At 34.5% G+C, this 12,755-nt stretch carries 11 protein-coding genes; 2 read left to right on the top strand and 9 right to left on the bottom strand.

The features are described from left to right. Nucleotides 1-24: 24 nt before the first annotated feature. Together LNP23_RS12595 and LNP23_RS12600 are read right to left on the bottom strand one after the other, a co-directional pair. Nucleotides 25-1,086: a DUF3810 domain-containing protein gene (locus LNP23_RS12595; protein WP_230001380.1), complete on the bottom strand. Its 1,062-nt coding sequence runs from the start codon at nt 1,084-1,086 to the stop codon at nt 25-27. Between the two features lie 273 nt (nt 1,087-1,359). Next, nucleotides 1,360-1,920 carry a hypothetical protein gene (locus LNP23_RS12600; protein WP_230001382.1) on the bottom strand — a complete coding sequence of 187 codons (561 nt, stop codon included), beginning with the start codon at nt 1,918-1,920 and terminating at the stop codon, nt 1,360-1,362. 221 nt (nt 1,921-2,141) lie between these two features. Between LNP23_RS12600 and LNP23_RS12605 the strand changes: the two genes are divergently transcribed. Beyond that, nucleotides 2,142-3,602, top strand: a complete 1,461-nt coding sequence (locus LNP23_RS12605) for an aminoacyl-histidine dipeptidase (RefSeq protein WP_230001384.1) — start codon at nt 2,142-2,144, stop codon at nt 3,600-3,602. Between the two features lie 188 nt (nt 3,603-3,790). Here LNP23_RS12605 and LNP23_RS12610 read toward each other — a convergent pair whose 3' ends face one another. The 5 genes from LNP23_RS12610 to LNP23_RS12630 all read right to left on the bottom strand — a co-directional run bounded on the left by LNP23_RS12610 (nt 3,791) and on the right by LNP23_RS12630 (nt 9,211). Continuing rightward, nucleotides 3,791-5,125, bottom strand: coding sequence for a DUF389 domain-containing protein (locus LNP23_RS12610; protein ID WP_082210676.1), 1,335 nt, complete (start codon nt 5,123-5,125; stop codon nt 3,791-3,793). A 157-nt stretch (nt 5,126-5,282) separates the two neighbouring features. Then, nucleotides 5,283-6,056, bottom strand: coding sequence for a carboxypeptidase-like regulatory domain-containing protein (locus tag LNP23_RS12615; protein WP_047778793.1), 774 nt, complete (start codon nt 6,054-6,056; stop codon nt 5,283-5,285). 88 nt (nt 6,057-6,144) lie between these two features. Further along, nucleotides 6,145-8,058 carry a DEAD/DEAH box helicase gene (locus LNP23_RS12620; protein ID WP_047778792.1) on the bottom strand — a complete coding sequence of 638 codons (1,914 nt, stop codon included), beginning with the start codon at nt 8,056-8,058 and terminating at the stop codon, nt 6,145-6,147. A gap of 204 nt (nt 8,059-8,262) precedes the next feature. Next, nucleotides 8,263-8,841, bottom strand: a complete 579-nt coding sequence (locus LNP23_RS12625; protein WP_230001386.1) for a non-canonical purine NTP diphosphatase — start codon at nt 8,839-8,841, stop codon at nt 8,263-8,265. Then, the gene (locus LNP23_RS12630) at nt 8,807-9,211 is read right to left on the bottom strand and encodes a ribosomal maturation YjgA family protein (RefSeq protein ID WP_230001387.1); all 405 of its coding nucleotides are present in this window, start codon (nt 9,209-9,211) and stop codon (nt 8,807-8,809) included. The genes LNP23_RS12625 and LNP23_RS12630 overlap by 35 nt, the downstream gene beginning before the upstream one ends. A gap of 198 nt (nt 9,212-9,409) precedes the next feature. Between LNP23_RS12630 and LNP23_RS12635 the strand changes: the two genes are divergently transcribed. Further along, nucleotides 9,410-9,817 carry a hypothetical protein gene (locus LNP23_RS12635; RefSeq protein ID WP_230001389.1) on the top strand — a complete coding sequence of 136 codons (408 nt, stop codon included), beginning with the start codon at nt 9,410-9,412 and terminating at the stop codon, nt 9,815-9,817. A gap of 339 nt (nt 9,818-10,156) precedes the next feature. On the opposite strand, the gene LNP23_RS12640 is transcribed toward LNP23_RS12635, so the two are convergent. Both LNP23_RS12640 and LNP23_RS12645 read right to left on the bottom strand, forming a co-directional pair. Beyond that, nucleotides 10,157-11,668 carry an FMN-binding glutamate synthase family protein gene (locus LNP23_RS12640; RefSeq protein WP_230001391.1) on the bottom strand — a complete coding sequence of 504 codons (1,512 nt, stop codon included), beginning with the start codon at nt 11,666-11,668 and terminating at the stop codon, nt 10,157-10,159. Nucleotides 11,669-11,702: 34 nt separating this feature from the next. Further along, nucleotides 11,703-12,482 carry an NYN domain-containing protein gene (locus LNP23_RS12645; RefSeq protein ID WP_047778787.1) on the bottom strand — a complete coding sequence of 260 codons (780 nt, stop codon included), beginning with the start codon at nt 12,480-12,482 and terminating at the stop codon, nt 11,703-11,705. Nucleotides 12,483-12,755 lie beyond the last annotated feature (273 nt).

The following is a 12,755-nucleotide window of genomic DNA, read 5'->3' on the forward strand; positions in this document are numbered from 1 at the left end:
GTAATGGTTTGGATCCTCTAAAAATTAAAATTCTTTTCCTTTATAATAATTCACCATCAAATCGACAAATTTGCTGTAACTCTCCATGCCGTCTTTTTGCTGGTTTATTTTTAAGAAATTATCATAAAAAATATGAAAACCGGTTTCGATCGGGGTTTCATATTGTTTCCAAAAGTCCTGACTTTCCTGATAGTTTTTTAAAATCCCAACATGAACCGTTTTCTTTAATTGATTAAAAAGGGGTTCATTTTTTGCCTGCCAAATGCCAAGACAATAACGCAAAGCAAAACTATAACCTGAATATTGGTAATATAAATTATCGTTTTTAACGGTTGCCAGAACGCCAATAAAATTACATTCGCTTTCGCTGGCAAACCCGATTTGATGTGCCATTTCGTGACAACTCGTTGCAGGGAAATTATACATTGGCAATAAATCATTGACCTGCGCTTCATTGGTAAATGGATTCAGGTAACCTCCAAATCCCATATAAGTCAATGGCAGGCTGAATAGCGATTTTTTGATGCTTAGATTTTGATAAGCAAAATAGGGATGTTCTTTTGCAAGATTTTGATATCCGTTTAAATTCATCTGAAAAGCTTGCTGCTGTGAATACGGGAAAACGACTTTTGAACTGTCTTTTTTTGTTATTTGAAATTGAATTTCATTCGTTTTTGCTATTAGTTTTTTAGTAAAAACCAATAGTTCGGCATCCGTGTATTCTCTTTTAATCTTCATTTTTTCAAAAAGAGGTTCACGATAATAATTAAGAGCCCAAATCAGGTGAAAGAAAAAGTAAAATATAGAAATTACGCTTAGTGTTCTTAAAAGATGGTCTTTCCAATTTGATTTCCAGGTCTTACGGTTTTTCCAAAACCAACGAATTAAAAGGAGTATTAAAACCGAGTATACACAATCGCCTATCGAAAACGGAATCCAACCTAGAATAATTCTCGAGAAATGAGAGATTTTCAAATACATTCCATTGCTATAAAAGCGTTCGATGAATTCCGGAAAAAAGGGAAGAATCTTTAAAAGAATAATCTGCAGGAGAAGTAATAAAGGTAGAATGTATTTTCGTTTCACAATGTAAATTTTGGTTACGTAAATATAAATACAATTATTAATTTTCTATAAGAGATTTTTGATATTCTGGCAGATCGTAAATGGTAAAGATACATTTATGGCGATACGAAGTATTAAAAAACAGAAAAACCGAAGAGACTTCGGTTTTTGGTTGTATTTTTTAAGTGTTATTTTTTGATGGGCTTACATTGCAATGATATCATTTTTCATAACCGTTTTGTTTTAAGTTTAATACCGTAAATGTATGTATTTATTATTGATATAAAAAGTTAATTAACATTGTAAGATTTCTTTGAAGTTTCCTTCTTTAAATTTTCCTTCACGGATCGCGGCTTTATTGACAAATTCATGTGTAAATATGTTGTTTAACCCCGTTAAACTATGACGGGCAGTAATTTGAAATTGTATGTGTGTAGGGGAATATTTCATTTTTTCAGGTAAATCTTCATAAGTAAAAAACTGAATGCAGTTATGACCGTAATTCTTTTTGAAAGGAATATAACCGGGTATGTAATTGATTGTATCTGTTTTAAGTTCAATTCTGGAAAAGATCTTATTAATAATACCATTTTCGCCTTGTATGATGTAATAATAATTGGTTCTGGCTTCAATGTTATAAGCACCAAAGAGTGATTTGTTTATAATTTTGAACGAATAACAAATTTGGTCAATATTATCAAAAGGACTATTGTTTTTTGCTATTAAGGGTACTATTTCAAATTTGGGTTTGAAAAAAATTAAAAGCGTAAAGATAAAAAAGAACGAAGCAAAGAAGCTGCAAATAATATTGAATAATAGAGTGGAAACTGTAAATTCTGAAAGGAGAGATTCCATAAAATGATTTTTAGTTTAAAAATTAAAACAATAACTAAAAGTAAGAAAAATTTTATAATTTTAAATAGATTTTTACTTTTTATAACCTTCCTTATTTGTTAATTGGAAGTAATATCCAACGATTCATTTTATTTGTTGATTGAATGGTAGATACTTTTTTTTAAGAGGTAATACTTTCTTAACTTTGATGCTCTTAATTGTTAAACTTCAAACACAAAATAATGAGTCAGGAAATAAGAAATCTGGAACCTAAAGCGCTATGGAATAAATTCGCTGATTTGAATGCCGTTCCACGTCCGTCAAAGAAAGAAGAACGAGTGATAGAGTTCATGAAGAACTTTGGAAATAGCTTAGGTTTAGAAACTTTTGAAGACGATATCCGCAACGTTATAATTAGAAAACCGGCAACACTGGGAATGGAAAATCGTAAGGCGATTGTAATGCAAGGGCATCTTGATATGGTGCACCAAAAAAATGCAGACACTGTTTTTGATTTCGATACGCAAGGAATTGATATGTATGTTGATGGTGACTGGGTTCGTGCGCGTGGTACTACACTTGGTGCAGATAACGGGTTAGGGGTAGCTACTATTATGGCTATTTTAGAAAGTAAAGATATTCCGCATCCTGCGATTGAAGCTTTGTTTACAATTGATGAGGAAACCGGAATGACAGGAGCTTTAAACCTAAAAGGAGGAATTCTTCAAGGACAGATTTTATTGAATTTAGATACTGAAGAGGATGATGAAATTGATATTGGTTGCGCCGGAGGAATTGATGTAACGGCTACAAGAAGCTATCATGAAGAAGAAGTTCCGGAAGGTTCTGTTGGACATATTATTACCGTAAAAGGGCTTAAAGGAGGTCATTCAGGAATGGATATTCATAAAGGTTTAGGGAATGCTAATAAAATCATGAACCGTTTGTTATTTGATGCCTTTGAAAACTTTGGTTTACAAGTGGTTGAAATAAACGGAGGAAGTTTACGAAATGCAATTCCAAGAGAAAGTGTTGCTAAAGTAATCATTTCTGAAATGTTTGATGAAGCTTACATTTTTGATATGCAGGAAATCATCAACGATATTAAAGCGGAGTATAAAACGACTGAACCTAATCTTTCTATTGAAATCGTGAAATGCGATTTACCGGAAAAAGTAATGGATTTAGGGGTTCAGGAAGGTATTATTCGTGCTATTTATGCAGCTCATAATGGTGTTTACAGAATGAGTGCTGATATGGAGGACTTAGTTGAAACCTCCAATAATATTGCCAGAGTAATAATAAAAGACGGTGAAATCACAATTGGATGTTTGACACGTTCTTCTGTAGAGACTTCAAAATTTGATTTGGCAAATGCATTGCGTTCTGCTTTTGAATTAGTAGGTTGCGAAGTAGAACTTTCAGGTTCTTACCCGGGTTGGACACCAAATGTAAACTCAGAAATATTAGAAGTATTAAAAGAGATTTACGAAAAACAAAATAACGAGAAACCAAAAGTAGTGGCTTGTCATGCTGGTTTGGAATGTGGAATTTTAGGAACAAATTATCCGGATATGGATATGATTTCTTTTGGGCCAACCATTCACGGAGCACACTCTCCGGACGAAAGAGCAAGTATCTCTTCTGCTAAGAAATATTGGAAATTTGTATTAGAAATTCTATCAAATATTCCGGTTAAATAAGTAATTAGTCTCAGTTTGCAGTCACAGTTTTCGGTAATAACTGAAAACTGCGACTGCGACTGAATACTACTATCAATCTCGTTTAGGATTATTTTTCTTCTCTCTCTTTTCTTCTTTCTTTTCTTTAGCCGTTTTTAACGGTTCTTTTTTTACCGTTTTTTTTGCATCTTGACTTTTTGACATAATATTTATTTTTTTAGGGTTTTTATTTCGGGTACACTTTGTCTATATACTTCTATAGAATCTTTCTGAAGTCTCACTTTTAGCCAGGACTTTAGTTTTTCTTTGGTTTCTGAAGTGATGTCTTTTTTGCTTTGAAAAAGGATTATCGGGATAATTTTGGTTTTACTGTCTTTGTGTTCAGACGAATAATTTCCAATAGACAGTGAGGTTACAAATGGAAACAGAATTTTGGCTTCGCTTCCTATCTGAAGGTTTTTGAATTGATATTGTGACAATTGATTTCTTAAATCGTTAATCAGAACATCTTTTTGATCGACTAAGTTTTTGCTGCTGTTGATTTTATTCATGATGTCTTTTGACAGATTAAAAGTATCTTGTTTAATAATCAATCGGGTATTTTTCAGATCGTATTCCGTTAATTTTTTATTTAAGTTGATAATCTCGGCATCGTTAAATTTCTTTGTTAAAAATGCAAGTTCTATTCTTTTTGGATTAGTATTGTATTCGATGTTTTTGTAGATGATAGGATAATCGTTATCCAGAAATTCTTTTCGGATAAAAGTTTCTGTTTTAAAGGTATAATTTTTTTGAATGAATAATTGGTAAGCAAAATAGATGCTGGGAACTATTAAAAATAAAATCAGAATCGTAATAATGTATTTAACACGTTTTTGATGTACAGTATCAAGCTGTCTGGTTATAGGGTATTTCAGGTAGTTGACAATTACAAAAGTAGCGATACAGATAAAAACACAATTGATGGTATATAAGTACATGGCACCTAAGAAAAACTTAAAATTACCTAAAGCAAGGCCATAACCCGCGGTACATAAAGGAGGCATTAAAGCCGTTGCAATAGCAACACCTGGAATTGGATTTCCTTTTTCGACTCTGGTTACGGCTATCACACCAACCAAACCTCCAAAAAAGGCAATTAAGATGTCGTAGATATTTGGAGATGTTCTGGCTAGTAATTCAGATTGTGCTTCTTTAAAAGGGCTAATGTAAAAGTAAATGGTAGAAGTTGCTAAACTTGCGATTGTTGCAATTAATAGATTCTTAATCGATTTTTTTAGTAATTCAAAATCATACATTCCTAAGCCAAATCCAGCGCCAACGATTGGTCCCATTAAAGGAGAGATAAGCATGGCGCCAATTATCACAGCGGTAGAGTTGACATTTAGCCCTACAGATGCAATGATGATAGCGCATACTAAGATCCAGAGATTTGATCCTCTAAAAGATACCGTGCTGCTAATGTTTTGTATTACTGTTTTTTTGTCTTCTTCCCCTTTATGCAGATCTATAAAATTTAGAATCTTATCGGTTATGTTTATCATTTTAAATTGATTTTTAAAATCGATGACGATTTTAAGAGATGTATAATGACTAATTTAATCAATTATTTGTTGAAATACCATTATTTTGAAAGAATAATGCCGTAAATAAAAAAATCCCCAATTAGACAATTGAGGATTGATTTTTATAATGTAGCAATTAATTTCGTTTTAATACTTTATATTGTTCATAACAAGCGCTTATGGCATCCATGATTTGCAGATCGTTTGCGGTCTGAATAAAAGAATCAGAATAGTTACAACGATGCATAATCTCCGGAATTTCATCTTTACTGATACCTAATAATACAGAAACTGTTTCGCGATCGTATTTGGACTCTAAGAGATTTCGAACCGTATCGTCTTTTTTCATCTCTTTAAGCTTCTTGAGTTCTTTACCATTTTTTCCAAAGAAATTATAAAGCATATCTGCAGGATTAAAGATCGAGCCTAATACTTTTCCAAAGGCATTTGGAGAATATTCACCGGCTTCGTACCCTTGTGTAAGGCCTGAAATGCTATAACGATAGTTTTCTTTAGTCGGAATTAATTTAGAATCAACTTCAAGGTAACCCGTTAAGCTAAAGGGAGCAATAATAACTTCTTCAAGCGCAATTGCTTTTTCAGTAAGCTGAATTCTGGTTACTTTATTTTTTATCCAGTCATTGGTTACTCTGATACGCAGCGATTGAAATCCTAAAATCGAAAAATGAAGGGTATCATTGACTTGTACATCGATTTCAAAATATCCTTTTTCATCAGATTTTGCACCTCTCACCTTATTGGTGTTGATGATGTTAACTCCTGAAAGAGGTTGTTTGCTGTTGTCATTAATAATGTAACCCGAAACTCTTTGAGGTATTGTAGACGGGGTGTCTTGTGCAAAAGCAATAGTAGATAGTAATGTAAAAAAGAAAACTGCGAAATATTTCATATCCTGATTTAAAGCACTAAAAGTAGTGAATCAAGATTAAATATTTCGCAGTATCCAAATATAATTATCAGAAAATTAACAAAGAGAATTAATCTCTTCTTGGTCTTCTTGGTCTTGGCGAATCACCAAAGCTTTCAGAACGTCTTGGGGCTCTGTCAGAACCACCTTCAGTTCTTGGAGTTGAACTTCTGAAACCACCTTCTCTTTTTGGAGCAGATGAATTTCTGTCGCTTCTGAAACCACCTTCTCTAGGAGCAGAGTTTCTGTCGCTTCTGAATCCACCACCACCAGAACCTTCACGTCTTGGAGCGAAACTTCCTTCTCTTCTTGGTCCTCCAGAGCTTCTTCCGCCACCAGAACGTCCATTATGATCACGTCTTCCGCCACCGTCATTTTTAGAAATTTCAACATTAATACGACGTCCTTCTAATTGTACGTTGTTTAATACTTCCATTACTTTTTCTGTGTGCTCAGGATCAGTGTTAAAGAAAGAGAAACCTTCTTTTACGTCTACTTTGAAAACGTCATCACGACCTAAGTCTAATGTTTCTTTCAAGTAATCTTTAAGTGACATCCAATCGAAGTTGTCTCTTGAACCGATGTTTACGAAATAACGAACTGCTCCATTATTGTTGAATTCTCTTGGTTCAGAATCACTTCTTTCGCGTCTTTCTCCTGCTTGAGATGAAATATCTCTGTTCTTTTTGTAGTAAGCGATAAAACGATTAAATTCTACAGATACCATTTTTTTGATCAACTCTTCTTTAGATAACTCTTCAAGAACGTTGTTGATAGCCGGTAGGTAGTTGTCAATTTCGTGATCTACCTCAGTATCTTTAATTTTATTAGCTAAGTGTAATAATTGAATTTCGCAGATTTCGATTCCGGATGGAATAACTTTCTCTTCGAATTTTTGTTTGATAATTCTTTCGATAGAAGAAATCTTACGCAATTCACTTTTAGTAACAATTACGATAGAAGTTCCTAATCTTCCAGCTCTACCTGTACGTCCTGAACGGTGATTGTAAGTTTCAATCTCGTCAGGTAATTGATAGTTTACTACGTGAGTAATATTATCAACGTCAATTCCACGTGCAGCAACGTCAGTAGCAACAAGCATCTGAATTTGTCTTCCACGGAAAGATTTCATTACACCATCACGTTGCGCTTGAGATAAATCTCCGTGTAACGCAGCAGCGCTGTATCCATCTTCGATTAATTTTTCAGCTACCGCTTGTGTATCACGTTTTGTTCTACAGAATACTACTGAGAAAATGTCCGGATTAGCATCGGCGATACGTTTTAAAGCTTCGTAACGGTCACGTGCATTTACTAAGTAAAATTCGTGAGAAACAGTTGCAGAACCTGAGTTCTTAGCACCTACTGTAATTTCTACAGGCTCGCTCATGAATTGTTTTGCAATTCTGGCTACCTCTTGTGGCATAGTTGCAGAGAACAACCATGTGCTTTTTTCGTCTGGAGTATCGGATAAAATAGATACGATATCCTCATAAAATCCCATGTTCAACATTTCGTCAGCCTCATCAAGAATACAGTAATCTATATTTTTAATGTTAACTAAACCTCTGTTGATCATGTCTTGCATTCTCCCCGGAGTAGCTACAATGATCTGAGCTCCTCTTTTAATTTCTCTGGCTTGCTCTGTAATACTAGCCCCGCCGTAAACTGCTACCACATTAATACCTTTTTCGTATTTTGAGTAGTTTTTAAGTTCGTTGGTAATCTGTAAACAAAGTTCTCGTGTTGGCGATAAAACTAATGCTTGTGTATTTCTGTTGTCAGCATCAATTTTTTGAATTAGCGGAAAACCGAAAGCTGCCGTTTTCCCTGTCCCTGTCTGAGCCAACGCAACCATATCTGTGTCTTTTTCCAATAATAGGGGAATCGCCTTTTCCTGTACCTCTGACGGATTTTCAAATCCTAGATCTAAAATCGCCTTCAGTAACGATTCATTCAATCCTAATTGTTCAAATTTATTCATATGTATTTTTAAAATAGGGTGCAAAATTACTGTTAATTATTCAGATAAACTAATGCTTATTTAAGAATTATGGATTTGTTATGATTTGATTATCAAAAAGTTATAAATATTGTAAAATCATTTTGAGTAAGAAATCGTTAAAAAAGAAAAAAAATACGTCGTGAAATATAATTTTTTGAGTTTAAAATGTTGTATTTTAAACGATTATTTTGCTGAATTCAGAAAATCAATTAGTTGCTGTGTTGCTTTTCCGCGATGACCGATTTTATTTTTGATCTCTAAAGGCAGTTGCGCAAAAGTTTCCGTATAGTTTTCGGGCTGAAAAATCGGATCGTACCCAAAACCCTCATCTCCTGCTTTGGTAAGTGTGATGGTTCCTTTTACGATTCCCGTAAAAAGATGTTGTTCTCCTTTTAAGTTTAATGTTATAACGGTCTTGAACTGGGCGCTGCGATCTGATTGATCCGATAGCGCATCTAAAAGTTTGTCCATATTATCATTTGCATCACGATGTTCGCCTGCATAACGGGCAGAATATACACCTGGAACGCCATTCAAAGCAGTAACTTCAAGACCTGTATCATCTGCAAAACAATCGTAGCCATAGTTTTTAGATACATAATCGGCTTTTAAAATTGCATTTCCTTCTATGGTATCGGCAGTTTCGGCAATGTCTTCGTGGCAGCCAATTTCTTCAAGACTTAATATTTTGATAGAATCCGGAAGGATGCTTTGTATTTCTTTAATTTTATTTTTGTTGTTTGAAGCGAAAACGAGATTCATAAGTAGTATAGTTTAAGGTAAGTTTTTCTATTGTATAGGCAATTGCAATTCCAAAAGTATAAGCTAGGAGATCACTCCATAAAAATCCCTGTCCTAAAACATACCTTCCGAAGAGCGTTTTTCTCAGAGCGATAATCCATTCTTGCTGACAGAGTTGAAAAATTTCAATACTATAACAAATCAATAAAGAAATTAGTATAATAAAGTATGCTTTTTTATTAATGAATACAATTCTAACTAAAGTATACATCATTATGGCGTATAATACATCTCCAAAACATAGCGGAATTAGTGTAATTTTTCTGGAGAGTATTCCAAGACAGATTACCAAAAGAAATACGAGAGTATAGTAGATTCTTGATTTTTTCAATTTCTGTATTAATTTAGGTCTTGGTAGTCTTTTAGTTAAACAAAGATATAAAAAGGGGCGTAAAGTAGTGTGATTTTAGCGTGTCTAAAAAAAAGGCAACAGATTAGGTTTCTTTTTTGTCTTTATATATTAGACGGATTATTATTATCTTGAGACACTTTTAAGAGTAAAGCGATTAATGTAAAAATTCTAAAAATTATGAGGAAGAAAATAAGTCGGATTTTGTTTGCAGTTAGTATCATGGTACTATTGGTAAGTTGTAAAAACACTAAACAAAAACTTCAGGAGTATGTGGTTGAATATAACAATACGGCTAAAAGCTTTAAAGCAGAAAACGTAACATTAACTACCGCAAGAGGATATATAAACGACGATAAGATTGAACTGCGATTTGAAACCAATTTAGAACAAAACGAACCTAATAAAGTAGCTGCCAATGCATCATTTCCTGAATTATTAAAAGAAATGATCCATAAAAATCAAATTCCCAAAGAGCTAATCGAAGAAGGAGTGCGATTTGATGTTTATTTTTTAGCCAATGATAATACGGTTCTGGTAAAAGAAATTCTGGATAAGGAAGCTGTTGTTGTTTTGTTGAAAAAATAGTTTTAGCAAAGTGATCTAGAGGGGTGAGAAGTTTTTTTTAGTTTCAGGTTGGGATTGGGACTGTAAACTGAGACTGTTTAAGGTTTCAGGTTTCAGGTTTCAAGTTGAGATTGAGACTGTAAACTGAGACTGTTTTTAGGTTTCAAGTTTCAAGTTTCAGGTTGGGACTGAGACTGTGAACTGAGACTGTTTTTAGGTTTCAAGTTTCAAGTTTCAGGTTTCAGGTTGGGACTGAGACTGTAAACTGAGACTGTAAACTGCGACTGAAAACTGCGACCGCAAACTAAAAATAAAAGCTACTTTTCGGTTGAATATAACCGCAAAGTAGCTTTTGTTGTTTTAATGTTTGGTGACATTCGTTAGGTTATCAGGGAAATAACTGTCTGATAAATTGCTGAATTCATCACCACGCATGAATATATTAATGTCTACATCGGCGAAGCTTTTTTTGCCGGCTGCGGCAAGAAGTTCATTTGCGGCATGTAAAGTGTTTTTGTGAAAATGATAGACACGATCAGATTTATCAGTTACTACCAAACCTTTCATGAGCATTTTGTTTTGAGTTGCTACTCCGGTAGGACATTCGTTATTGTGACAACGTAATGCCTGGATGCAACCTAGAGAAAACATAAATCCACGGGCGCTATTACACATGTCGGCGCCCAAAGCAACGGCATGTAGAATAGAGTAACCCGAAATAATTTTTCCGCTGCCAATAATGCGTATTTTGTCACGAATATTTAAACCTACCAATGTTTTGTTTACAAAGATCAAAGCAGGTTCAAAAGGCATTCCGACACCATCAGAAAACTCCAGAGGTGCTGCTCCGGTACCACCTTCTGCGCCATCTACTGTAATGAAATCAGGGAAGATGTTTTCTGCGATCATTTCGTGACAAATGGCTTCGAATTCGGCAGTGTTTCCGATACATAATTTAAAACCGATTGGTTTTCCGTTCGACAATTCACGTAAGTGTGCTATAAAATGAACTAAGCCTTTTGCATCAGAAAAAGCACTGTGGCTAGGAGGGGAGAGGATCAGCGTATGTGGAATAACTCCTCTTATTTTTGCAATTTGAACGGTGTTTTTTGCTGCCGGAAGAACACCACCATGACCTGGTTTTGCACCCTGCGAAAGTTTAATCTCAATCATTTTTACATTTGGATGATTGGCTTTTTCTTTAAAGTTTTCCGAACTAAAATTTCCTTCAGCGTCACGACAGCCAAAATAACCGGTTCCAATTTGCCAGGTAATATCTCCGCCTCCGGCAAGGTGAAATTCTGTTAATCCTCCTTCACCGGTATTTTGATAAAATTTTCCTTTTTGTGCGCCAATGTTTAATGCACGAACAGCATTTTCGCTTAGGGAGCCAAAACTCATGGCCGAAACATTAAAGAGAGAGGCAGAATAAGGTTGTTTGCAGTCTTTTCCTCCAACTAATACACGTGGTAGTTCGTCATTTACTTTTGCGGGGAAAATAGAATGTTTGATTCCTTCGTAGCTGTCCTGGTTTAAATTGAGTTGTGTTCCGAAAGGGGTGTTTGAATCAATATTTTTGGCTCTTTGATAGACTAAGGAGCGCTGATTTCTGGAAAAAGGTTTTCCGTCTGTAGATCTTTCGATAAAATATTGTTGAATTTCCGGAGCGATCATTTCAAATAAATACCTGAAATAGCCTAAAACCGGAAAGTTTCTCAGAATGGCATGTTTGGTTTGAACAGCGTTATAGATTCCGACAACCAATAGAATCGGCAGAATGATAACGAGTAAAAAACCACGATCTGTATAATAATAGACGGCAGCAACAATTAGAAACAATAAGAATCCGTAAATAAAGAATTTTTTTCTCATGTTTTTTTGAAATTAAAATGGAATAGTTTGGTAATTAGTTGAAGCGTAAACGAACGTATACGTGTTTAATGCCTTTTTTGTCTGATTCTCTTTCGTCAATTTCAAGAATATCAGTTAAGGATTTCAACATGGGCGTAAGTTTTGAGAAACCGTAGTTTCTAGGGTCAAATTCGGGTTTTTTCTTTACAATCAGATTTCCGACATCACCAAGGAATGCCCAGCCGTCATCGTCTTCGATGTCTTCAATTGTGGCTTCGATAAGTTCGATAGTTTGTTTGTCGATTTTGTGAAGGGCTTTTTCGGCGGGTTTTTCGACGGGTTTTTTAATATCGGCTACGGCGGTTTTTGTTTTCTTTTTCTGAATGGCACCGTCTAAAACTTCAATATAAATAAATCGGTCACAGGCGACAATAAAAGAGTTTGGTGTTTTCTTTTCCCCAATACCAATCACTTTCATGCCGGATTCCCGTAGACGAATTGCTAAACGTGTGAAATCGCTATCGCTGGAAACAATGCAAAAACCATCCAATTTACCGGAGTAAAGCAAGTCCATGGCATCGATTATAAGTGCTGAATCGGAGGAGTTTTTACCGACCGTATAACTGTATTGTTGTATAGGAGTGATGGCATGCTCGAGTAAAACCCCTTTCCATCCGTTAGCGTTTGGTTTGGTCCAGTCGGCATAAATACGTTTTGTGGTTGGTGTTCCAAATTTTGTTATCTCTTCCATCATACCCTTTACATTACTATAAGGAACGTTGTCGGCATCAATAAGAACGGCTAGTTTTAAATCTTTTGAGGTGCTTAAAGCCATTATTTAGATATTAGAATTTATAATGTTCATTTTGTAAAATGCTTTTAAAATTAATAAAAAATAAAACAATTTCGTTCGTTTAAGCGGAATTTATAACAGGTATAAATTACGGTTTTTAGTGTTGGTTGTATTTTTTTAAAAGAAAAACACTACAAATAAAAAGGTTTTTACTCTTAAAGTATATTAAAGTATTGCCTTGAATCCGATTCATTTTTAAATTATTATGATAACATAGAATAAATATTTATTTTTGCTCGCGTTTAAAATTAAAAA

The sequence above is a fragment of the Flavobacterium cupriresistens genome (genome assembly GCF_020911925.1).
In the GTDB taxonomy this organism is placed as follows: Bacteria; Bacteroidota; Bacteroidia; order Flavobacteriales; family Flavobacteriaceae; genus Flavobacterium; species Flavobacterium cupriresistens.